Source organism: Vibrio rumoiensis, from assembly GCF_002218045.2.
Classification (GTDB): Bacteria; Pseudomonadota; Gammaproteobacteria; order Enterobacterales; family Vibrionaceae; genus Vibrio; species Vibrio rumoiensis.
The window spans coordinates 357,664-381,562 of sequence record NZ_AP018685.1 but is presented as its reverse complement, the minus strand read 5'-3'; the positions used below and the strand labels follow the sequence as shown (position 1 = coordinate 381,562).

Below are 23,899 nucleotides of genomic sequence, written 5' to 3'. Positions count from 1 at the left end.
ATGTCTCAAGACCCAAAACAGACTGGTTTTAAACAACATACAGGCCTAGTCGTGCCACTGGATATTGCTAACATTGATACTGATGCCATCATTCCTAAGCAGTTTCTACAAAAAGTCACTCGCTTAGGCTTTGGTCAGCATTTATTTCATGATTGGCGCTTTTTAGATGATGCGGGGAAGCAGCCTAATCCTGAGTTTGTAATGAACGCCCCACGTTATCAAGGTGCGAGTATTTTACTGGCTCGAGAAAACTTCGGTTGTGGTTCGTCTCGTGAGCACGCCCCTTGGGCACTTGCCGATTACGGCATTCAAGTAATGATCGCGCCTAGCTTTGCTGACATTTTCTACGGCAACTCCATAAACAACCAAATGGTGCCGGTGCGTTTAACCGACAGTGAAGTCGATGAGTTATTTGAATTTGTTCATAGCCATCAAGGCGCACAGATCACGGTAGATTTAGAAGCGATGACGGTGTCAGCGAACGACAAGCAATATAGCTTTGAAATTGACGAGTTCCGTCGTCATTGTTTGCTTAATGGCTTAGACAATATTGGTTTGACACTGCAACATGCGGATAAAATCACTGAATTTGAAGATAACATCCCCAGCTTTTTGAAATAGAAAACAAGTTCAATATCAAGCCCAGATACGCGAACGGTATTTGGGCTTTTTTTATGCCAATGACTCGTGAAAGTTATTCACCATGTCCATGGTCTATTTTTCTATTGATAGAGATAAAAAACAGGGTTAGTGATGAATATGAAATACCTTTGGTTAATGCTACTCGCCAGCTTAAGCTTCTTTTCCCATGCAGCCCCTAAAGCCGAACTGTGGCCTTATTGGAATCAGAGCAATGAAACCAACTCACAAGTGATTGATCATAGTGAATGGCAGCGGGTACTCGATCACAATCTCATCCAACAAGGTTCCAATACTCTATTTGATTATGCACACATCAACCCGAAAGACCGTCAAGTTTTGCTTCATTATATCAACACGCTAACCAAGCTCGATCCTCGTCAATTTAATAAAAGTGAACAATTTGCCTATTGGGTAAACTTATACAATGCGGCAACCGTTCAGCTTATTTTGGAAAACTACCCTACGACCTCAATTACTAAACTCGGCGGCTTATTTTCGTTTGGCCCTTGGGATCAAGAGATCCTCACCATTAATGACCACGAATTGAGCTTAAACGACATTGAGCATCGAATCCTGCGCCCGATTTGGCAAGACAAACGTATCCATTATGCGGTCAATTGCGCCAGTTTAGGCTGCCCCAATTTATCCACAAATGCTTTCACATCAAAGAATACTCTAGCGCTATTAAAACAAGCCGAATTGAATTTTATTGAGAGTGATAAAGGCGTGAAGTTTAACAATGGAAAGCTTATCTTATCTTCCATTTACGACTGGTATGCAGTGGATTTTGGTGGTGAAGGTGGTGTACTGAATTACCTAAGCCAGTTTAAGCCAGAAATAAAACAGACCAACAAAAAGCCCAGCTATCAATATAACTGGGCTCTCAATGAAAAATAGGCTTATCGCGCGCGATTAAAAACCCTTATCCTTCTTAACCAAATCATACGCTGATTGGATTTCTTGTGCTTTTTGTTTGGCCACTTCCATCATCTCTGGTGGCAAGCCTTTCGCTACCAATTTGTCAGGGTGGTGCTCATTCATTAACTTACGATGAGCTCGTTTGATGGTTTTGGCATCCGCATTTTTATCCACTCCCAATAACTCATAAGCATCATCTAATTGAGAACGAGTCGGCCCTTGTTGCCACTGCCCCCCTGATTGCTGCCCTTGATGTTGATAGCCACCAAAACCGCCGCCTTGTTGAAAACGAAACGCCGCTTCTTGCATACGCAGACGTTGTTGCAGATATTGCGCGGTAAAACCAAGCTCTGCTGCGACAATTTGCAAGACATTAATTTCGCTAGGATGCAGCGAGCCATCAGCAAAGGCAGCTGAAATTTGTAATTCCAAAAAGAACTGTAACAAATCACGTCGACGACCCGCGGAAAAACGTACTTTACGTAACGTCTCTTCTAAAGGAAAGCTCGACTCCTTCCCCTGACGAAACGCTTCTTGTGCGATTTTTTTCTGCTCACCCGTTAAGTTCATGCGATCCATCATAACGGAAGCTAATTGAATTTCTTCTTTGGTCACTTGCCCTTTGGCTTTCGCAACATGACCCATTACCGCATAAGCGGCTTGGAAAAATTCGGTTTGACGCTCTGCCTGAGAAGCACCAGAGCCAAAGGCAGATTGAAACCCTTGCTGACGACGACGAGCCTTATCAAATTGATGACCGATAAAGCAACCAATGATTGCACCGGGAATATTCCCAATCATCGAGCCAAACAAAATACCCAGTAATTTACCTAACATATGTTGATTCCAAATCCCAAACTATGAATTTTTATTGTTAACTATTGTCTGTATAGTGTCGATTCTTGCAAGATTCTTATATGATATAGAAATCTGTGTATATTTCGTCTTATTTCTGTAAATAACCTTTATTTATACACATGTATTAAAAACGATAATCTCACTCAGTTTCACAGGACACATTTATTCCATGCTACCTATTTCTCGCACTTTTCTTGCCACGCTCATAAGTGCTGCTTTCCTGCCTACTGCTTTCGCGGATGAAAGTAGTAGCGACAGTGTGCCGGAAATCGTCCCTGTAGATCAATGTATTGCGCCAGAAAAAAACGCATCTGATCCAGAACAAGAAACGGTCAACATTGAAGCTGATAGCATTAATGCGGAAGGAAAAAACAAAGCGGTTTATCAAGGTGATGTCATCATCACTCAAGGCCACAAAAAAATCACTGCAGATAAAGTGACCATCAATCAAGGTGATAACTCCATCACTGCGGATGGTAATGTGAAGATGAATGATGGCCAAATTAAATCCAATTCAAATAAAGTAAAATCCGACCTAAAAGGTGAACGGGTTGAGCTACATGACACGCAATACAAATTACTCTGCCAGCCTGCCCGTGGTGAAGCGACTTATATCTTAAAAGATGGCCAAAGCATCTATACCATGGAAGATGGCTCATTAACCACCTGTCCTGAAGGTAACAAATCATGGCGAGTAAAAGCGTCAGATATTGATATCGATAATAACGAAGAAGAAGCGACCTTTTATAATACTCGCTTTGAGATTTTAGACTTCCCTGTATTTTACTGGCCGTATATTACGGTTCCAATTGGCGACAAGCGTAAAACCGGTTTCTTATACCCATCGGGTGGCTATGACTCTAAAAACGGCCTAGAAATTAATGTCCCTATTTATTTCAACTTAGCGCCACAATATGATCTCACCACCACGGTAAACTACATGCAACGTCGTGGAGTTCAATTTGAAAATGAATTCCGCTACTTAACCGATGGCTTCGGTGCTGGTTCCATCGATTTTGAATATCTAAACCGTGATGATCTGTATACCGAAAAAGGCGCACGTTGGGGAGTAAGCGTCTCTCACGATGGTATTTATGATCGCCACTGGAAGTTTTCTGTCGATTACTCTCGCGTGAGTGACAACGATTACTTTGCTGATCTCGATTCCAATATCGGTAATCGTGAAGATGGCCAATTGATGCAAGCGGGCGAAGTGTCATACCGTACGGATTACTCCGATACCACGTTAAAAGTACGTGACTTCCAAATTCTGTCTAATTCGAAACCATATCGCTTAATGCCGCAGCTACAATATGAATATAATCGACCTGATGTGCTACCACATATAGATATGGAGTGGAATAGCCATATTAGCCGTTTTGAAACCGATGACGACCGACTTCCTGACGCCACTCGAGTTCATTTAGAGCCTGGCGTTGTTGTACCATTTTACGCGCCATGGGGGCAATTAACCTCTGAAGCTAAGCTGATGTACACCTACTATGATCAAGATCTAAAAGATGGTAGCGTCACGAATCCAGATCTAGAAAAAAATGCTAGCCGTACCGTGCCAGAATATCGAATGACAGGTACGCTATTTTTAGACAACAGCCAGCAATGGTTGGGTGGTTATACTCAAACGCTTGAGCCTCGTCTGCAATATTTGTACATTCCTGAGGTTGATCAAGATGATATCTACCAAGGTTATGACACCACACAATTGCAGTTAGATTATTATGGTTTGTTCCGTGATACCAGATACAGTAGCGTCGACTACATTGCACCCGCTAACCAGTTAAGCTACGGTGCTACTTCTCGTTTTTACGATGGCAACTATAAAGAGCGTTTTAATATTTCACTCGGGCAAATTTATTACATTAATCCAAATAATGGCGAAACCAATTTGTCGGCCTGGGCTTTGGAAAATGAATGGAATATCAACGATGAATGGTTATTTAAAGGTGGCATTCAGTACGATGGCGACGCCTCTGAATTGCAGCTTGCCAACAGCACCCTTGAATACAAACTGCCAAGTGGTGGCCATACTCAGTTGAGTTATCGTTATATCTCTAAAAACTATATCGAAGACAATGCAGGGAATATTGGTAATAACATTGATAAGTATACTCGTGACGGTATATCTCAAGCCGGTATTGTTAACAGCTTTACCATAGCACAACGTTGGAGCGTACAAGCAAATTACTACCATGATCTAACTGAAAACTACATGTTAGAGAGTTTAGTTGGCGTCACCTATAACGATGATTGTTGGTTCTTAGGCTTGACTTATTCTCGTCACCAAATGTCACCTGGAAATGTTTACCTTGATACTGTGTATCCTGAACCGGGCCCTGAATATGAATCGAAAGTGAGCCTCAACATTGGTATTAAAGGCTTAGGCCAAAGTGCCGGCGTAACCTACAGTGATGGCGGAAACTCACTGGGTTATGGCCGTCCATTTAGCCTCGCTGACTAATGAAGCAAAAAACCAGTCATGATAATATTTATGACTGGTTTCCTTATTTCTCATACTTAATTTGTTGTACTAATTGGATATCGAACATGAAGACATGGATTCCCGCATTACTTGGAATAATGAGTCTGTTTACAGCCTCGGCTACTCTAGCCGCACCTCAACCACTCAACCATGTGGTTGCCATTGTTAACGACGGCGTCATTTTACAAACGGACATCGATACCGCACTCAAAACGGTACAAGCCAATGCTCAAGAAAAAAATCAATCTTTGCCTGATACCGATACGTTAAAAGAGCAAGTCATTGAAAAGTTAATACTCGATGAAATTCAGTTGCAAGAAGCCAAGCGTATGGGAATTCAAATTGATGACCAGCGTTTAGATCAAGCGATTGAAGGCATTGCTCAAGACAATAAACAAACATTAGATCAGCTTCGAACATCACTCAAACAACAAGGCATTACCTACCCCGTTTTCCGCGAGCAAATCCGCAAGGAAATCGCCATTAGCGAAGCGCGTAATGCACAAGTTCGTCGTCGAGTGAATATTTCACCATCAGAAGTCGATACGCTGGCATCCATGTTGGCAGAACAAACGACTCAAAATGTTGAATATAAAATATCTCAAATACAGCTACGTTTTGGTGACGACAAAGACGCCACAGAAAAAGAAGCTCAGGATTTACTCGAGCGATTGAATCAAGGTGAAGACTTTTCAACTCTCGCCTATGCCTACTCAAAAGGCCCAAAAGCCTTACAAGGTGGCGATTGGGGATGGATGCGTAAGGAAGAAATGCCGACTATCTTTGCCGATCAAATCAGCACCCAAGGCAAAGGCGCGATTATTGGGCCATTCCGTAGTGGTGTTGGCTTTCACATCATGAAGATTGACGATGTTAAAGGCTTAAAAACAGTAGCTGTCACGGAAGTTAATGCGCAACATATTTTGATCAAGCCTTCGATCATCTTAAGTGATGAAGGTGCGAAAGAAGAGCTCAACCGATTCATTGACGAAATTAAATCTGGGAAACGCACATTTGGTGAACTTGCTCAACAATACAGCCAAGATACAGGCTCAGCGGTGGCTGACGGTATTTTAGGTTACCAAACAGCCGATTCTTACGTGCCTGAATTTAAGCATCAAATTGAGACCTTACCTATTGAGCAAATTAGCGAACCATTCAAAACGGTTCATGGTTGGCATATTGTAAAAGTACTTGGACGCCGCACGGTTGACCGCACTGAGTCTGCGATGAAAAATCGTGCTTATCAAATATTATTCAAACGTAAATTCAATGAAGAAGCCGGCGCTTGGCTACAAGAAATTCGCGCCAGTGCCTATGTTGAAATGCTAGACCAACAAGACGAGCAAGATAACCAATGAGTAATCAACTAATCAACCCTATTCGTCGTCTTGTGATCACTGCCGGCGAGCCTGCAGGTATTGGCCCTGATCTTGTATTAGCTCTATCCCAATATGATTGGCCACATCAATTGATCATTTGTGCGGATAAAGAGATGTTAGCTGAACGTGCTCATCAACTTGGGATTGAGGTACAAGTCCTCGATTATGATTCAGCTCTCCCCGCTCAAGTACAACAAAAAGGTCAATTATACGTTGAGCATATTGCGGTCTCTCAACCGGTTGTGGCAGGCCAACTTAACGAAGCTAATGGCCATTATGTACTGCAAACATTAGAGCGCGCTTGCCAAGGCAGTATGAGCGGTGAGTTTGATGCGATTGTGACCGGTCCAGTCCATAAAGGTGTGATCAATCGCGCTGGCGTTGCCTTTAGTGGTCATACCGAATTTTTTGCGGAACGTTCGAATACCCCATTAGTTGTGATGATGCTGGCAACAGAAGGATTACGGGTTGCACTTGTCACGACCCATATTCCTTTGGCCTATGTCAGTCAAGCCGTGACCGCCGAACGCCTTGAAAGTATCATTCGAATTTTGCATGCCGATTTAGTCAATAAATTTGGCATAGACAAACCTAACATCTACGTATGTGGTCTCAATCCCCATGCAGGTGAAGACGGTTGCCTCGGACGTGAAGAGATTGAAACTATCACGCCGACCTTAGACAAAATGCGTCAGCAAGATGGCATGGATTTAGTCGGCCCACTTCCTGCTGATACCATTTTCAACCAAAAATATTTAGAAAAAGCCGATACCGTATTGGCAATGTATCATGATCAAGGATTACCCGTGCTAAAATACAAGGGCTTCGGTAATTCAGTCAATATAACCTTGGGGTTACCTTTTATTCGTACCTCAGTCGATCATGGTACTGCACTGGATCTAGCTGGCACAGGGAATGCCGATATAGGCAGTTTTTTAACTGCAATCACCCATGCTTTACAACTGGTAGAAAGCTCAAAGCAGCCAGAAAAGAAGCAACAAGAGAGTAATCAATGAGTAATGATGTCCATCTAGGTCATAAAGCCCGTAAACGCTTTGGCCAAAACTTTTTAAATGATCCCTATATTATTGATGGTATTGTTTCTGCAATAAACCCTCTTCCAGGGCAAAATCTGGTTGAAATTGGTCCTGGTCTAGGCGCAATTACCGAGCCAGTTGGTCGTGAAGTTGATAAATTAACGGTTATCGAGCTTGACCGCGATCTGGCTGAACGCCTAAGAAACCATCCAGAGCTATCTAGTAAATTAACGATTCATGAAGGCGATGCCATGCGCTTTGACTTCAATGAATTAGTGAAACCGAATAATAAGTTACGTATTTTCGGTAATTTACCTTACAACATCTCAACACCATTGATGTTCCACTTGTTTGAATTTCATAAAGACATTCAAGACATGCACTTTATGCTGCAAAAGGAAGTGGTTAATCGTCTCGCGGCAGGCCCGGGTTCAAAAGCATACGGCCGTTTAACGGTAATGGCTCAATACTTCTGTAAAGTGATGCCAGTTCTTGAAGTACCGCCGACCGCCTTTATCCCACCACCAAAAGTGGATTCTGCTGTCGTGCGTTTGATGCCTTATGAAGTTTTACCTCATCCTGCTACTAACCTGAAATGGTTAGATAGAGTATGTCGTGAAGGTTTTAACCAACGCCGTAAAACCGTTAGAAACTGCTTTAAAAGCTTAGTGTCAGCCGAAGAGCTCGAGCAATTAGACATTAAACCAAGCGTACGTCCTGAGAACTTAACCTTAGTGCAATTTGTTGCTCTGGCAAACTACCTTGACGCTAAAGATAAATAACTCAGTCACGTTCAGTTATCACTAAAAAAATAAGGGCACCATAACGTGCTCTTATTTTACTTATACATAAATTCTCTAAGGATAGGAGAGATTTGTGATTCAAGAACAATCACCAAGTATTACTTGCCAAGTTCATACTCGATATATAGAAGAGCAATCTCAACCCGAGAAGAGTCGCTATATTTTTGCCTACACCATCACTATTCGTAACTTAAGCCAACAATCCGTTCAACTCATCAGTCGCCGCTGGTTAATCACCGATGCGAATGGCAAACAGTTAACCATCGAAGGTGATGGTGTAGTCGGTGAGCAACCCGTGATTGAACCTATGCAAGAGTATACTTATACCAGTGGGACTGCTTTAGAAACGCCACTAGGCATCATGCAGGGGCACTATGTCATGCTAGATGAGAGGAGTGAGCAATTCTTAGCAGAAGTCGCGCCTTTTCGCATGGCGATCCCCAATATTTTGAATTAAGTGAGGCTTTGTGGCGACATATATCGTTGGTGACATACAAGGTTGCTTTGATGAATTACAAGCCCTACTACAGCAAGTCGACTTCAACTCTCAAGTCGATCAACTGTGGTTAGCGGGAGATCTTGTTGCTCGAGGTCCCAAGTCGCTAGAGACATTACGCTTTGTCAAAAGCTTAGGTGACTCAGCAAAATGCATTCTCGGTAATCATGACCTACACCTACTGGCGGTAAATTTAGGCTACTTCAATGCTAAGCCTAAAGATCAAACTCTCCCTATCCTGCAAGCACCTGATCGCCAAGAATTAATCAACTGGCTACGTCAACAACCCTTGATGGCAGAACATGAAGAGTTTGTAATGTGTCATGCAGGCATTGCGCCTAGCTGGGATCTCGCAACGGCCAGACAATCGAGCCAAGAAATCAGCGCTATTTTACAAAGTGATGATTGGGCTTGGTTAATTAAGAACATGTACGCTAACCAACCAAGAGTGTGGGATGCTAATTTACAAGGCATTGAGCGATACCGTTTTATTATCAATGCGTTCACTCGAATGCGCTTTTGTGATCAACAAGGGCAATTAGAAATGGAGTGCAAACTACCTCCAGCAAAAGTCGATACGAGTCGTCTAGTACCTTGGTTTAAAGTAACCGAGCGTATCCCATTAAATAAAACCGTCATTTTTGGCCATTGGGCGGCTTTGATGGGATGCCATGATCAAAAAGCAAATGTGATAGGGTTGGATACGGGTTGTGTGTGGGGAGAGCATCTGTCTATGTTGCGCTGGGAAGACAAAAAAATGTTCACTCAAGCAAGCTTACAATAAGCCTCTCATTCACTTATCGTGCTTTACTGGTCAAATTTAGAGCCAGAGCAATTAACTTATGTAAGCGTGAGATTTCTTCCATTAACTGAATACTCAACCAAACATAACCATATAATGAAGCTTGAGACTGCACTTGATTGGCTTTCGCTAATACTTGCAGCTCTTCAATCACCTCATTAATGTTATCAAACTGCCACTCATCAGCTTCAACCTTGCCTGTTTTTATCATCTCAGATAGTTGAATTATCATCGACTCGGTCGCCTGATGACACTCTTTTAATGCCGATGAATTCAAAAGAGTAAAATGACTTTTTCGGTCACTCCAATAAGTATCCGATAAACGTTCAATGGCATAGAGACTATTCACGATACCCGTTTGAATCCGGCTTAGCAGAGAAAGATTTAACTTAGTCTCAGCACTGGCGGCGGACAATAAACTACGCGATCCAATAATATTTCTACGTAACTGATCTTGTTTTGATTGAATATTCGGTCGTTCCACCATATTAGGAGAAAGCAGCGTGTGATGAACCTTACTGATTTCCAGTAAGTTATCACTCAACTTTAAACGCCAATGAATAAAAGCTCTTTGAGGAAAAATACTGCAAAAAAACAATGCAACGGCTGACCCTAAAACCACATCACCACTGCGCCATAAAGCTTGGGTAAAACTCCCTTCATGAGCCCCTAATACTACCGCAAGCGTAATACCAATTAATAAGCCGGCATAAGGTTGTTTACCCAATGCTAAATAGCCGCAAACAAACATGACGGCACTACACCAAACCATCAGTAATGGAATAGAAATGGTTTCCAGATAAAGAGCTACGATACCGGAAAGCGCGCCTATACAAGTTCCTGAAATACGCTGAATCGCTCTTGGGAACACATTTCCCCAATAAGAAATTGGCCCCATCACAACAACCAATGTAATGAGTGGCCAAGTGATGTCATGGAGATCGAGAGTACGCGTTGCAGCGAACATCAGCACGAAAGCCACTGCAATACGTGCGCTATGCACCAAGCGGTAATACTTGAAAAACCACAGTTCCGAACTAGAAATAGCCGATGAGCGTTTCATTGGGTCAGCAAATCTTTTCTAAACAAATAAAGCGCATGTTGTAGGCATTTTTATCATCTTTAAGATATTCTTCTTGCTCCACAATTTTCCAATTATCTCCCCAATCTGGAAATTGAGTATCACCCTCAATATCGGCATCAATAAAGGTTAAATACAGACAATCAGCCAGAGGTAAGCAGTAATCATAAATAGTGCCTCCCCCGATAATCATTAATTCATCAACATTACCAACGACTTGTTTTGCTTGTTCAATACTAGTGACGGTAGTAACTCCCTCAATAGAAAGTGAAGCATCTCTTGAAATCACAATATTTAAACGCCCCGGTAGTGGACGACCAATCGATTCATAGGTCTTACGGCCCATCACTATTGGCTTTCCCATTGTACAGCGTTTAAACCAAGCAAAATCGGCGGGTAAGTGCCACGGCATTTGATTATCTTTACCGATAATACGATTGTTTGCCATCGCAGCAATCATGCTAATCTTCACATATCGTCCTTTTAAACAATTGATCTTCTTCGATAAAATAACAACCCCGGCATAGCGAGGCCTATTGCTAATCCAGCAATAATAAACATGGATTGTAAAAAGTTATCGATAAGAATACTAAATAATTGTGCATCATAGCCATTTTGGTTTATTTCAACTAGAGCGATCATCGCTTTAAACGCATAAACTCCCGGTACCATAGGAATCATCGCCGCCACCGTAAAGACCTTGGGGTGCGCTAAAAAACGATGTGACCAATGAACCCCAACCATGCTCACACTCGTTGCAGCAAAGAATGTGGCCCATTCGATAGGAATATTATACGTCATAAGTACAAATCGAATTCCATGCCCTATCGCTCCCCCTAAAGCACAATACTTTAGCGCTTTAACCGGAACATTAAATACCAAAGCAAACCCAACAGCAGGAATAGCAGCAAGAGACATATCAGTAAGTAAAGCAATCAAAAAATCCATTATCTCACCCATACCCATGTTCCTGTTACTGTCATTGCGGCAACAATCCCTAAGCAAGTAGCAAAGGTCAATAAACTTGCCATGAAGAATCGAGCAATTCCCATGTTGATATAACCCTTCAACATATCTGCAACCGCATTAATCAAAGGAAAACCAGGAACCAGCATCAGTACTGAAGATGCCATAGCGGTGAATGGAACATTGCCGAGTTGGTGAATAACCGCTTGAGAAGAAATCAGGGTGGTTACAAATGCTGTCACTGCAAAATTGACTAATGGGTTAAAGTTACGATGACCGACTTCTTGCCGAACAAACATCCCACAACAAGACGCAATAAAGGTGATCACGCATATCGTTACATCCCCACCCGCTAAACGAGCAAACGCGGCACAAGATAAACCAATCATAAATAAAACCAACCAACGGTTATATCTAATGGGTTTAATCTGCTCGAGTTTATAGAGTGCTAACCGGTAATCAATAATTTGTCGCTCGAGCATAATGCAGATTTGCTGAACTTCCGTAACCACCTTCATATTGATACCACGATCAGGACAACGCCGGGCAGTAGTAATACAATGCTCATTCATAACAGTGGTCACCACTAGTGAGCTGGCTGACATTGATACTTCAACATCCGTCATTCCACTTGCCAGTCCTAACCTTCGAATTAAATCTCCGACTAAAGTGCTTTCAGCACCATGTGCCAGAAGCATTTGGCCCGCTTGAATAATCATCCGAGTAATTATTCGTTGTTTTTCATCCATCATTATATTCTCATCAATCCATTGATAATTAATTAACCTCTATTGCTGATAAGAATAATCACCTTATCGACAATTGGAGTTAGCGCTTAAAGTGTGCACTAAAATGCCCCCCAGTAGCATGATTTAGGATAAAAAAAAAGCTGCGATTCACAAAGAATCACAGCTTATTTATTCAACGTTATCTATGAACTAGTCACGAACGTAAATGACATGTCCATCATCTTCGTCATCATCCCAGTCATCATCATCCCACTCTTCGGTAATCACATCTTTACCGCTCATGGCATCTTTATGGTAATCATCCCACTTGAAGTCGACTTTCTCTTCTTCTTCAATCACTTGCTCTTCTTTAGGTAGTGTTTCCATAAACTCAGCTAATTGGTAAGCGAGCTCTTTAGTTCCTAATTTATTAGAAGCAGAGATCTTAGCGTAATGACCATCCCAACCTAATGCATCGATGATCTGTTGGATCTTTTCATCCACTTCTTCTTCAGGAAGTAGATCGACTTTATTAAAGATCAACCAACGAGGTTTAGCCGCTACTTTTTCACTGTACTGTTCAAGCTCATCAATGATCGTCAATGCATTCTCGATTGGATCTGAACCGTCAATCGGCAACAAATCGATCATATGCAATAACACGCGACAACGCTCTAAGTGTTTTAAGAATCGAACACCAAGACCGGCACCATCGGCAGCACCTTCAATGAGGCCAGGAATATCAGCAATAACAAAACTGCGTTCAGAGCCTGCTCGAACAACGCCTAAACTTGGGATCAAAGTTGTAAATGGGTAATCTGCTACTTTTGGTTTAGCCGCAGATACAGCGCGAATAAAGGTCGATTTACCAGCATTTGGCAAACCAAGCATCCCTACATCTGCAAGTAGCAATAGCTCTAGACGTAACTCACGTACTTCACCTTTAGTACCCATGGTCTTTTGACGCGGTGCACGGTTAACCGAAGATTTAAAGCGTTGGTTACCTAAACCATGCCAACCACCTTTCGCGATCATGATTTTCTGACCATGTTCAGTCACTTCAGCCACTACTTCATTGGTATGAATATCAATAGCGCGAGTTCCGACTGGCACTTTAATGGTTTTATCTGCACCACGTTTACCAGTACAGTTACCACCACTACCATTTTTACCACGCTCCGCTTTATGGAAACGCTCAAAACGGTAATCAACGAGCGTATTGAGGTTCTCGTCGGCTTGCATGTAAACATCACCGCCATCACCGCCATCACCGCCGTCAGGACCGCCTTTTTCAACAAATTTTTCACGCCAGAAACTAACAACGCCATTACCGCCATCACCAGCTTCTACTTTTATGGTTGATTCATCAACGAACTTCATTTGCTACTCCACCTGCATTATTGGCAAGTTATTATGAGTGTAGACCACAGACTGTAAATCCTAGTATATATTTGAAGTCTAGGGTCTAGGGTCTAGGGTCTAAGGTCTAAGGTCTAAGGTCTAAGGTCTATTATATAACTTTGCTATAAATAAAAAACCCCGCCATAAAGGCAGGGCTTTGAATTCAATTGTAAACAGAAACTTATGCAGTTTCGATGCTTACGAACTTACGGTTCTTAGGACCTTTAACTTCAAATTTAACTTTACCTTCAGATAAAGCAAATAGAGTATGGTCTTTACCGATACCAACATTCGTTCCAGCGTGGAATTTAGTACCACGTTGACGAACAATGATGTTACCAGCTAGAACAGATTCGCCACCAAAACGCTTAACACCTAGGCGTTTGCTTTCTGAGTCGCGACCGTTATTAGTAGAACCACCAGCTTTTTTATGTGCCATGTTAGCTTCTCCTTAGTTAAATTAAGCGCTGATGCCAGTAATTTTGACTTCAGTGAACCACTGACGGTGGCCCATTTGCTTACGAGAATGCTTACGACGACGGAACTTAACGATTTTTACTTTATCGCCACGACCGTGCTTAACTACTTCCGCAGTTACTTTACCGCCAGCAACCAGAGGTGCACCAATAGTGATTTCTTCACCATTAGCAACCATAAGAACTGAATCAAACTCAACGTTTGCGCCAGTTTCTACGTCCAATTTTTCTAAACGAAGAGTTTGACCTTCGCTTACACGGTGTTGTTTACCACCAGATTGGAAAACAGCGTACATATTTTACTCCGCTTTTTCCGCACAGCATCATGTTAGTTATTTTAAACATATCAGGTGTGCGCTTAAACTTGTCATCAATAGGGCGCAGATTCTACTTGAGAGCTTGGCCTTTGACAAGATAAATATTAAAAAAAATGGCGAAAAGATCATCGCCTGATTAAAGTGCGCTAATGATGCCGTTTACACTCGTGTTTATCAATGTTTTTTAGTGTAGAATCCATGATTATTTTTTAAATTTAGGCCTAGCACGCCCTATTCTCAGCTGGAAGAACAATGGATTTTAAAGCTATCCAGGCACTCACTGCCGACGACATGGTAAAAGTGAATGAAACCATTCATGCACAATTGAACTCAGAAGTTAGCCTTATTAATCAACTCGGTTTCTACATTGTTAGTGGTGGAGGCAAACGCCTACGCCCTCTTTTAGCATTACTATCCGCTAAGGCTTTAGGCTACCAAGGTCAAGATCACATCACAGCCGCTGCATTTGTGGAATTCATTCATACCGCTACATTGTTGCATGATGATGTGGTCGATGAATCGGATATGCGTCGTGGTAAAGAAACCGCTAATGCAGCGTTTGGGAATGCCGCTAGTGTGCTAGTTGGCGACTACATTTATACTCGCTCTTTCCAAATGATGACCAGCTTAGGATCTTTAAAGATCCTCAAGTTGATGAGTGACGCGGTAAACGTGATCGCAGAAGGTGAAGTACAGCAGTTAATGAACTGCAACGATCCTAATACGACCGAAGAAAGCTACATGCAAGTAATTTACTCGAAAACGGCTCGTCTATTTGAAGCAGCAACTCAAATTGGCGCACTATTAGTCGATGCGCCTAAAGAAACGGAAGTCGCACTGCAAAATTATGGCAAGTACCTAGGCACGGCATTTCAACTGATTGATGATGTGATGGACTACACTTCAGATGGCAAAGAAATGGGTAAGAATGTCGGCGATGATCTTGCAGAAGGCAAGCCTACTCTACCACTGCTCTATGCCATGCAAAACGGCACACCAGAGCAAGCAGCTATGATTCGTGAGGCGATTGAGCACTCTAATGGTATGGAAAAACTGGATGCCATTATGGCAGCTATGCATGAGACTGGTTCACTCGAATACACCACTCAACGTGCAGAAGAAGAGGCCGATAAGGCAATTGCTGAACTGACGATTATTCCCGAATCCTACTATAAACAAGCCTTAATCACACTGGCACATATGGCAGTCAGAAGAACGAAATAGATTTTCGAAGCTCGAACGCAAAGCTTCTCGTTTGCTTCGCTAGTCGTTTACCGAAAATAAAAAAGCTCGTCTCTTTTTCAAGAAACGAGCTTTCGAGAAACGAGATTCGCCTAATTTTACTTCGCGAACTCTTCACCTAAAGCGATATCGCCTTTTAGCGTATCTAGCATGCTATCGAACGCTTGTTGTTCAAATGCACTTAGCTCACCAAAGCTTAAAATTTCTTCTACGCCTTGTTTACCTAAACGAATAGGTTGTGCGAAGAAACGTGCGTGCTCGCCATCACCTTCAACGTAAGCGCATTCAACAATACCTTGTTCGCCATTCAATGCTTTCACTAGTGATAAACCAAAGCGATACGCCGCTTGTCCCATCGAAAGTGTTGCCGAGCCGCCACCCGCTTTTGCTTCAACGACTTCAGTACCCGCGTTTTGAATGCGTTTCGTTAGAGAAGCTAGCTCATCATCAGAGAACTCCACACCTTCAACTTGAGAAAGCAAAGGTAGAATTGTTACCCCAGAGTGACCACCGATAACAGGCACTTCCAAACCATCAAGTGGAACGCCTTTTAGCTCAGAAACAAATGTTTCAGAACGAATCACATCGAGTGTTGTAATACCAAACAGACGCTTCTTATCGTAAACACCGGCTTTCTTTAGTACTTCAGCAGCAATTGGCACCGTAGTATTTACCGGGTTAGTAATAATACCAACACATGCAGTTGGGCAAGTGTTAGCAATTTTTTCCGCTAGAGATTTAATGATCCCCGCATTCACATTGAAAAGATCAGAACGATCCATACCTGGTTTACGCGCCACACCAGCAGAAATCAATACGACATCTGCGCCTTCTAGTGCCGGTGTTGGATCTTCACCAGCATAACCTTTAATTGAAACTGGCGTTGGGATATGACTTAAATCAGCAGCAACCCCTGGTGTAACTGGAGCGATATCGTATAAGGCAAGATCAGATCCTGCAGGAAGTCCGTTTTTCAGTAATAAAGCAAGTGCTTGTCCAATACCGCCAGCAGCACCAATTACAGCTACTTTCATGAGCCTTTCTCCTTCGAAAAATTAATTATCTTTTTACATTATTTAGGTCTGAGCTTAGAGAGTTGGAACTACACACCCTAAGAATTTAGTTGTGCCTAATCTTAATGCCTTCGAAAGTACAATAAGTCGATTCTAATTACAATTATTCAACATCAGCTTTGCGATACTGCACTCATCAAGTTTTAAATCATAATAAAAATCAATGGTTAAATTAAATCACAAAACAAAACGCAACATGGTATTCACATCATTTTGTGGCGAATATTTAAACATAAGTTTCACAATTTTTTTTACTGAAAACTTGACCTAATCGTTTGGTGATTAGTGAGCATCTATGCGAAAATATTGAAATTATATGTACCACTAAAAGAATCCATTATGCGAAATAGTGACAAACAAGATAATTTAGTCCGCTCTTTTAAAGCTTTACTAAAAGAAGAGTGCTTTGGATCTCAAGGCGAGATTGTTGATGCATTACGAGAAGAAGGCTTTGAAAATATTAATCAGTCTAAAGTCTCTCGCATGCTGACTAAGTTTGGTGCCGTTAGAACACGCAATGCAAAAATGGAAATGGTGTACTGCTTACCAGCCGAGTTAGGTGTTCCAACCGCCTCAAGTTCTTTACGTGAATTAGTACTCGATGTTGGTCATAATGACGCCCTTGTTGTCATTCATACTGGACCAGGTGCCGCACAGTTAATTGCTCGTCTACTTGATTCTCTAGGTAAATCGGAAGGTATTCTAGGCGTCGTTGCTGGTGATGATACTATTTTCATTACGCCAACATTAAATATTACCACCAAGCAATTATTTGACTCAGTTTGTGAGCTATTTGAATACGCGGGTTAAGCTCATTCTTCAGTTATAAAGGCGTTCTTCCGCTCTAATTTCGAATAGAAATGAAGATGTCGTGAACGCCTTCTCACTTTTCATATAAAAAATTAACATTCCCTATACTTTAAACACTTATTATCAGTATGCTTATTCACAATCTACCAACTTCTCAATAAGACTCGGCTATACTGGTCTAGGTAGTAAATGGCGAAGGATCGCCATTTTCTCGCATTATTGGCCTTAAGGAATACGCCATGCTTACCCCTTCATCCTATTTTCAACACATCTATACATTACTGCTCGCTACCTTACTCATAACTTCAACAGTAGCAGTCCAAGCTGAAGAGAATAAAACCTACATTACCATCGCAACGGGTGCCGTAACGGGCGTTTATTATCCGGCGGGGAGCTCCATCTGTAAGCTAATCAATAAAGGACGTTTGCAACATCATATTCGTTGCTCCGTCGAATCCTCTGCCGGTTCTGTTGATAATATTAATCAAGTTAGGCTTGGCAAAAATGATGTCAGTATTGCTCAATCAGACTGGCAATATCTAGCTTATCAAGGTAGTAGTGAATTCACGCCAAGTTCACCTTATACCAATATGAGGACCCTATTCTCTCTACATAGCGAACCGTTTAATTTAATTGTCCGTAATGATTCAAACATCAAAACCGTCGCAGATTTAGCAGGAAAAAGGGTCAATATTGGTAATAAAGGATCAGGCGATCGCGCCACGATGGAGCGAATTATGAAGCAGTTTGGATGGTCGTCAAAAAGCTTCTCTTTGGCGACAGAGTTTACTGGAGCAAGCCGAGCCCAAGCGTTATGTGATAATCAGATTGATGCCTTTGTCTCAATTCTTGGCAACCCTAATGCCTCGATCAAAGAAGCGACCACCGCTTGTCAGGCTAGGTTGATTCCGGTTACGGGCCCTAAAATCGATCAACTCGTTAATGATACGTCCTATTATGCCAACACCAGTATTCCGGCCAATCTCTACCCAAACAACGATAAAGATATCAAAACCTTTGGTACATTATCGGTAGTGTTTACCGATAAACGTATGCCCGATGATGTGGCGTACAACATCACTAAAGCGGTATTTGAAAACTTTGATACCTTTAAGCGTTTACACCCAGCATTCGCGACATTAAAAAAAGAAAATATGATTAAAGATGGCATATCTGCGCCACTCCATCCGGGCGCGATTCGTTATTATAAAGAAGTCGGATTATTGCCTTAAAGAATAAGCTAAATCGTTAGCAAACTCGATTTTGCTCCACACCTTGTTGGTATTTTTCAATATTATCCATCAAGATATTACACAGCGCCTGAATAGAAGAATGGCTCCCCCACGCAACATGTGGCGTGAGAAGTAAGTTCGGTAAGTCCATATTAGCAATAAGCGGATTCGACTCATCAGCAGGCTCTTGAGTAAAGACATCACATCCTGCGCCAGCGATTTGCTTGGTCTTCAAAGCTTCAATCAAGTCCGACTCATTCACTAAGCCACCTCTTCCCGCATTGATTAACACCGCACTGCTTTTCATTGCTTGGAACTGTGGCATGGCGATCAAGTTTTCACTGTCAGCGGTTAATGGGCAATGGAGCGTGAGCACATCCGAAGTTTCAATCACTTTATCAAATGCCATATAACCGGGACGAGCCGGAGTGACCCCTTTTCGTTCGGCAAACACGACATGCATACCAATCGCTTTAGCTAATACGCCCACTGCTTGCCCTAAACTGCCACTGCCAATAATGCCAAGGGTTGAGCCGGCGACATCGGTGATAGGATGAGTAAAGAAACAAAATTGCTTCTGCTTTTGCCATTCTCCTGCGGCAATATCTTGATGATAGCCCACTAGGTTTCGCTTTAAAGCAAACATCATGGCAATCACATGTTCCGGCACTGAACGCGTACCGTAACCTTGCACATTAGTCACCACAATCCCATGCTCACGGCAGTAGTCTACATCCACATTATTCGTGCCCGTTGCCGCGACCGCAATCATCTTCAATTTAGGTGCTTGAGCTAACACATCTGCCGTCAATTGTACTTTATTGGTGATCACAATATCGGCGGACTTAATACGTTCCACGACTTTATCTGCAGGCGTTAAATCAAACTGCTGCCATTGATGCTCAAAGGTTAAGTTCGGAACTGAAATGTGCTCAGGAATGGTCGCATGGTCGAGAAAAACCACGGTCGGTTTACTGGGTAAATGCATTGGGGCTATCGGCATAAGAAGTCCTTTTCGGCCAAAAGTGGGTATAAACCATCAAGTTCAAATTACGACGATACCAAAGTTTTATAATCTGGCAACTCTGGTTCAGCCGAAAAGTGTTGCAAAATTTGCGCGCTCACATCGGGATAAAAATCACACTCAACAAACGCCGTCGCTAATTGATTATCTTTAGGGTGATAGAAACTCAGCTCAGCAGAATGCAATTGCAGCCGTTCGGAATACTCTAGGGCCTCTTGAGTCGCATAGAATTCATCGCCAACAATTGGGTAGCCTAACGCCATCATGTGTACCCGTAACTGGTGTGATCGTCCTGTGATCGGTAGTAAGCGAACGATGGTAGTCTGCTCTTCTCGCGCCACCACTTGATAACGGGTTAACGACGGTTTGCCATCTTGATGACACACTTTTTGTCTTGGGCGATTCGGCCAATCACAAATTAACGGTAAATCGATTTCACCTTGGTCTTGTTCAACATGTCCCCATACGCGTGCATAATAAATTTTATGGGTGAGACGATATTGGAACTGCTTTTTAATATGTCGTTCGGCTTCTTTCGTTAATGCAAATAACATCAAACCAGAGGTCGCCATATCTAAACGATGCACCACTTCAATATTGGGGTAGCTCTCACGTAATCGGCTCCAAATACTGTCGTAATGCTCTGCCAAGCGTCCAGGAACCGACAACAACCCCGCCGGCTTATTAGCCACCAAAATATGTTCATCTTGATAGACGATCTCCGTCCAAGGATCGGTCGGTGGGAGGTATTCAAGTAAAGCCATGAAAAGGTTCCTGGTTTCTGGGTTATAGTTCCTGGTTCCTAGTCTCTAGTCTCTAGTCTCTAGTCTCTAGTCTCTAGTCTCTAGTCTCTAGTCTCTAGGAAATAGTTCAAGGAATAATATTCAGGATGGAAAGCTAGCAAATAAAATATATAAAAACATCCCTGCTCCTAGAAGTTAACCTCTAGGGACTAAAAACTAGGAACTAGGGACTGCTTTTTTACTGATGAGCAACGACGATCAAACGCAGAGAATCAAGCTGCAATTGCGCGGTTTCGATGTAACCTGATAGCGTTTCGATTTGCGTTTCAATCGCACTAATTTCTTCATCACGAATGTTTGGATTGACGGCTTTAAGTGCCAGTAAACGTTCTAATTCAGAGTTAAGCTTTTGCTGCATTTCTGATTTAGCACTTTGGCGCACTTCATCCAATTTTGGCAATACTGCTTGCTCAGCACTTTCAATTAACGCATGGATCTGATCTTGCACCGAACTGGCCACTTTACTCGCCATATGACGGTTAATCGGGCTAAGTTGGCGGTTAAAGGTATCAAACGGTACTTGCTCTGAAAGCTCATTACCTTTGGCATCCATCAATAAACGAATCGGGGTTTTCGGTAGGAATTGGTTAATCCCACTGCGTTTCGGCGCTTGCGCATCCACTAGGTACACTAACTCTAAGAACATAGTGCCAACGGGTAGCGCTTTATTCTTTAGTAAAGAAACCGCATTGGTGCCGACATTCTCACTGAGCAGCAAATCAATGCCACCTTGAATCATCGGGTGCTCCCAGCTCATAAAGTGCATATCTTCACGCGACAGCGCCGTATCACGATCAAACGTAATGGTCGCCCCTTCATAAGGCAAACCTGGGTAGCTTGGCACCATCATGTGCTCAGATGGCGTTACCACCAAAGCATTCTCACCTTTATCGTCTTGGTTTAAGCCAATGGTATCGAATAGACCAAGGGCAAAAGTAACAAGATTGGTATCATTATCACCGCTGGCGATAGTTTCCGTGATTTTCTGCGCTTTTTCACCACCGTTAGAGTGAATTTCTAGCAAACGGTCGCGCCCTTGCTCTAGCTTAGATTTCAACTGTTTATTGAGCGCGGCTGAGTGCTCAACTAAATGCTCTAACTCACTCATATCACCAGACGCTAGCATGGCAATTAAGGCTGCCGAATATTCATCATACACGGCACGGCCAGTTGGACAAGTTTCTGCAAATGCGTTCAAACCTTGGTGATACCAATGAGCCAAAATCGACTGAGCCGAATTTTCTAAATGCGGCACAAAAATTTCGATATCGCGCGTTTGGCCAATCCGGTCTAAACGACCAATACGTTGCTCGAGTAGATCTGGATTGAATGGCAAGTCGAACATCACTAACTGATTAGCAAACTGGAAGTTACGCCCTTCAGAGCCAATTTCCGAACAAATCAGTACCTGTGCTCCACCTTCTTCTTGTGCAAAATACGCCGCGGCTTTATCACGCTCTAGAATCGACATACCTTCATGGAAGACGGTAGCACGAATGCCTTCACGCTCACGCAAAGCTTGTTCTAATTGCAATGCAGTAGAAGAGCGAGAGGCGATCACTAAGATCTTCTCAGAACGCTTTTCCATCACTTTATCGATAAGCCAAGTAACGCGAGGATCAAACGTCCACCATGACGTTTTATCGCCTTCCAGATCTTGCAAGATCTCTTCAGGATATAAGTTTTTCAGAGCTTGAGTTTGCTCAGGGAGATCGCCATCCATCATTTTAGACACGCGCATCGCTCGAGTGTACTGCTCAGGCATTGGCATTTCTAACATGTGTACATGACGCTCAGGGAAACCTTGAATCGCGGCACGAGTATTACGGAACAAAATACGCCCTGTGCCGTGGCGATCCATTAAGTTATCAATCAATTCTTGGCGCGCTAAGGTTTTCTGTTCAACATCAAATTCAGCTTGTGAACTGCAACCATCTAAAATTCGAAATAATGGCTCGGCATCTTGCTCTGACAATAATTCAGTGATGCTATTTTTTTGATCGTTAGTAAGTGGCTTACCCGATTCCAAGCTCGCTACCGCTTCAGCAACCGGCGCGTATTGCTGTTCTTCTTTAACAAAAGTGGCGTAGTCAAAGAAACGATCAGAATCAAGCAGACGCAAGCGAGCAAAGTGACTTTCATGGCCCAACTGTTCAGGTGTTGCAGTAAGAAGAAGTACACCGGCAATTTTCGCCGCTAAGCCTTCTATCATTTGATATTCACGACTCGGTGCATCGACACTCCACTCTAGGTGATGCGCTTCATCGACGACCAATAAATCCCAATCTGCAGCCAATGCTTGATTAAAACGTTTTTCATTCTTTTTCAAAAAATCTAACGAACATAACACATATTGCTGGGTATCAAATGGATTCAAAGCATCCGCTTGTGATTCTAGGCAGCGCTCTTCATCAAACACCGAAAAGTGTAAGTTGAAACGACGCATCATCTCCACTAACCATTGGTGCTGCAGTGTTTCTGGTACCACAATCAAAATGCGTTCAGAACGTCCAGTCAATACTTGCTGGTGAATGATCATGCCCGCTTCAATGGTTTTACCTAGGCCGACTTCATCGGCAAGCAAAACACGAGGTGCATGACGGCGACCAACTTCATGAGCGATATAAAGCTGGTGAGGAATCAATCCAGCGCGCATACCACATAAACCACGCATTGGGCTTTTATGTTGTTGATATTGGTTAGAAAGTGCGTTGTAACGCAATACAAAGTTATCCATGCGATCAATTTGACCGGCGAACAATTTGTCTTGGGGCTTGTTAAAGCGAATTTGGTGATTTAAGAAAATCTCACGTAATACGACATCGCTTTCTTGATTATCTTGGCGAGTTCCGATGTAGCTGATCACATCATCTTTAACACCGATTTGCTCAACTTTTAATGTCCAACCTTCTTGGCTTTCAATCACATCACCAACATTAAATACAACACGTGTAATCGGTGCATCATTACGGGCATATAAACGGTTTTCTTCTGATGCAGCAAACATCAAAGTCACAGTGCGAGCATCAAGCCCAACCACTGTCCCTAATCCTAAATCGCTTTCTGTATCACTTATCCAACGCTGACCTAACGCAAATGCCATGTAATCGACTACCTTATGAATCTAACTTTATTGAAATCTATTTTAGTGGTTTCTGACATTATTTTCTTAGAAAAATTCGTCACAAACCTGATCTAAATAGGCGAAAAGACCTATTAACAAAAAGCCGCACATCTTACTTGATGATAAGGGATATATCACCATGATTCGGGGGAAAATTTAACACTGACATAAAACTGTCAATATTTGA

The 23,899-nt window shown here is 42.5% G+C and carries 23 protein-coding genes; 11 read left to right on the top strand and 12 right to left on the bottom strand.

What is annotated here, in order from left to right; translation table 11 throughout:
* Nucleotides 1–621, top strand: a complete 621-nt coding sequence (leuD, locus tag VRUMOI_RS01810) for a 3-isopropylmalate dehydratase small subunit (protein WP_089140058.1) — start codon at nt 1–3, stop codon at nt 619–621.
* 138 nt (nt 622–759) lie between these two features.
* Nucleotides 760–1,539 (top strand): DUF547 domain-containing protein, encoded by a 780-nt coding sequence (locus VRUMOI_RS01805; RefSeq protein WP_089140093.1) that lies wholly within the window; start codon nt 760–762, stop codon nt 1,537–1,539.
* Nucleotides 1,540–1,554: 15 nt separating this feature from the next.
* Here VRUMOI_RS01805 and djlA read toward each other — a convergent pair whose 3' ends face one another.
* On the bottom strand, nt 1,555–2,397 hold the full coding sequence (djlA, locus tag VRUMOI_RS01800) for a co-chaperone DjlA (RefSeq protein WP_089140057.1): 843 nt from the start codon (nt 2,395–2,397) through the stop codon (nt 1,555–1,557).
* A 190-nt stretch (nt 2,398–2,587) separates the two neighbouring features.
* Here djlA and lptD point away from each other — a divergent pair, with 190 nt between their 5' ends.
* The 6 genes from lptD (at nt 2,588) to VRUMOI_RS01770 (ending at nt 9,417) form a co-directional block, all read left to right on the top strand.
* Nucleotides 2,588–4,894 carry an LPS assembly protein LptD gene (lptD, locus tag VRUMOI_RS01795; RefSeq protein WP_089140056.1) on the top strand — a complete coding sequence of 769 codons (2,307 nt, stop codon included), beginning with the start codon at nt 2,588–2,590 and terminating at the stop codon, nt 4,892–4,894.
* A gap of 86 nt (nt 4,895–4,980) precedes the next feature.
* Nucleotides 4,981–6,276 carry a peptidylprolyl isomerase SurA gene (gene surA, locus VRUMOI_RS01790; RefSeq protein ID WP_089140055.1) on the top strand — a complete coding sequence of 432 codons (1,296 nt, stop codon included), beginning with the start codon at nt 4,981–4,983 and terminating at the stop codon, nt 6,274–6,276.
* Complete coding sequence (gene pdxA, locus VRUMOI_RS01785) at nt 6,273–7,313, top strand: 4-hydroxythreonine-4-phosphate dehydrogenase PdxA (protein WP_089140054.1); 1,041 nt, start codon at nt 6,273–6,275, stop codon at nt 7,311–7,313. The genes surA and pdxA overlap by 4 nt, the downstream gene beginning before the upstream one ends.
* Nucleotides 7,310–8,116: a 16S rRNA (adenine(1518)-N(6)/adenine(1519)-N(6))-dimethyltransferase RsmA gene (gene rsmA, locus VRUMOI_RS01780; RefSeq protein WP_089140053.1), complete on the top strand. Its 807-nt coding sequence runs from the start codon at nt 7,310–7,312 to the stop codon at nt 8,114–8,116. The genes pdxA and rsmA overlap by 4 nt, the downstream gene beginning before the upstream one ends.
* Before the next feature lie 97 nt (nt 8,117–8,213).
* Nucleotides 8,214–8,594, top strand: coding sequence for a Co2+/Mg2+ efflux protein ApaG (gene apaG / locus VRUMOI_RS01775; RefSeq protein WP_089140092.1), 381 nt, complete (start codon nt 8,214–8,216; stop codon nt 8,592–8,594).
* 10 nt (nt 8,595–8,604) lie between these two features.
* Nucleotides 8,605–9,417 carry a symmetrical bis(5'-nucleosyl)-tetraphosphatase gene (locus tag VRUMOI_RS01770; protein WP_089140052.1) on the top strand — a complete coding sequence of 271 codons (813 nt, stop codon included), beginning with the start codon at nt 8,605–8,607 and terminating at the stop codon, nt 9,415–9,417.
* Nucleotides 9,418–9,430: 13 nt separating this feature from the next.
* Here the strand turns inward: VRUMOI_RS01770 and VRUMOI_RS01765 are convergent, their stop codons facing one another.
* From VRUMOI_RS01765 to rplU, 7 genes are all read right to left on the bottom strand, one after another.
* The gene (locus VRUMOI_RS01765; protein ID WP_089140051.1) at nt 9,431–10,498 is read right to left on the bottom strand and encodes an FUSC family protein; all 1,068 of its coding nucleotides are present in this window, start codon (nt 10,496–10,498) and stop codon (nt 9,431–9,433) included.
* A 4-nt stretch (nt 10,499–10,502) separates the two neighbouring features.
* On the bottom strand, nt 10,503–10,988 hold the full coding sequence (gene folA, locus VRUMOI_RS01760; RefSeq protein ID WP_162598325.1) for a type 3 dihydrofolate reductase: 486 nt from the start codon (nt 10,986–10,988) through the stop codon (nt 10,503–10,505).
* Nucleotides 10,989–10,999: 11 nt separating this feature from the next.
* Entirely contained in the window at nt 11,000–11,482 is a 483-nt protein-coding gene (locus VRUMOI_RS01755) for a threonine/serine exporter family protein (protein WP_089140050.1), read from the bottom strand.
* Nucleotides 11,464–12,231: a threonine/serine exporter family protein gene (locus VRUMOI_RS01750; protein ID WP_089140090.1), complete on the bottom strand. Its 768-nt coding sequence runs from the start codon at nt 12,229–12,231 to the stop codon at nt 11,464–11,466. The genes VRUMOI_RS01755 and VRUMOI_RS01750 overlap by 19 nt, the downstream gene beginning before the upstream one ends.
* A gap of 189 nt (nt 12,232–12,420) precedes the next feature.
* A complete protein-coding gene (gene cgtA, locus VRUMOI_RS01745) occupies nt 12,421–13,590 on the bottom strand; it encodes an Obg family GTPase CgtA (protein ID WP_089140049.1) in 1,170 nt (389 codons plus the stop codon).
* 202 nt (nt 13,591–13,792) lie between these two features.
* Nucleotides 13,793–14,050 carry a 50S ribosomal protein L27 gene (gene rpmA / locus VRUMOI_RS01740; RefSeq protein WP_017026335.1) on the bottom strand — a complete coding sequence of 86 codons (258 nt, stop codon included), beginning with the start codon at nt 14,048–14,050 and terminating at the stop codon, nt 13,793–13,795.
* Nucleotides 14,051–14,071: 21 nt separating this feature from the next.
* Nucleotides 14,072–14,383 (bottom strand): 50S ribosomal protein L21, encoded by a 312-nt coding sequence (gene rplU, locus VRUMOI_RS01735; RefSeq protein ID WP_089122172.1) that lies wholly within the window; start codon nt 14,381–14,383, stop codon nt 14,072–14,074.
* A gap of 273 nt (nt 14,384–14,656) precedes the next feature.
* Here rplU and ispB point away from each other — a divergent pair, with 273 nt between their 5' ends.
* Entirely contained in the window at nt 14,657–15,628 is a 972-nt protein-coding gene (gene ispB, locus VRUMOI_RS01730) for an octaprenyl diphosphate synthase (protein ID WP_089140048.1), read from the top strand.
* A gap of 116 nt (nt 15,629–15,744) precedes the next feature.
* On the opposite strand, the gene mdh is transcribed toward ispB, so the two are convergent.
* Nucleotides 15,745–16,680 carry a malate dehydrogenase gene (gene mdh / locus VRUMOI_RS01725; RefSeq protein WP_089140047.1) on the bottom strand — a complete coding sequence of 312 codons (936 nt, stop codon included), beginning with the start codon at nt 16,678–16,680 and terminating at the stop codon, nt 15,745–15,747.
* A gap of 378 nt (nt 16,681–17,058) precedes the next feature.
* Between mdh and argR the strand changes: the two genes are divergently transcribed.
* Nucleotides 17,059–17,529 (top strand): transcriptional regulator ArgR, encoded by a 471-nt coding sequence (gene argR, locus VRUMOI_RS01720; protein ID WP_089140046.1) that lies wholly within the window; start codon nt 17,059–17,061, stop codon nt 17,527–17,529.
* A gap of 239 nt (nt 17,530–17,768) precedes the next feature.
* Nucleotides 17,769–18,761 carry a TAXI family TRAP transporter solute-binding subunit gene (locus VRUMOI_RS01715; protein WP_089140045.1) on the top strand — a complete coding sequence of 331 codons (993 nt, stop codon included), beginning with the start codon at nt 17,769–17,771 and terminating at the stop codon, nt 18,759–18,761.
* Nucleotides 18,762–18,777: 16 nt separating this feature from the next.
* Here VRUMOI_RS01715 and VRUMOI_RS01710 read toward each other — a convergent pair whose 3' ends face one another.
* The 3 genes from VRUMOI_RS01710 to rapA form a co-directional block, all read right to left on the bottom strand.
* Nucleotides 18,778–19,749, bottom strand: coding sequence for a D-2-hydroxyacid dehydrogenase (locus VRUMOI_RS01710; protein WP_197712955.1), 972 nt, complete (start codon nt 19,747–19,749; stop codon nt 18,778–18,780).
* Between the two features lie 62 nt (nt 19,750–19,811).
* The gene (gene rluA, locus VRUMOI_RS01705) at nt 19,812–20,549 is read right to left on the bottom strand and encodes a bifunctional tRNA pseudouridine(32) synthase/23S rRNA pseudouridine(746) synthase RluA (RefSeq protein WP_089140043.1); all 738 of its coding nucleotides are present in this window, start codon (nt 20,547–20,549) and stop codon (nt 19,812–19,814) included.
* A 217-nt stretch (nt 20,550–20,766) separates the two neighbouring features.
* Entirely contained in the window at nt 20,767–23,691 is a 2,925-nt protein-coding gene (gene rapA / locus VRUMOI_RS01700) for an RNA polymerase-associated protein RapA (RefSeq protein ID WP_089140042.1), read from the bottom strand.
* Nucleotides 23,692–23,899: the final 208 nt, after the last annotated feature.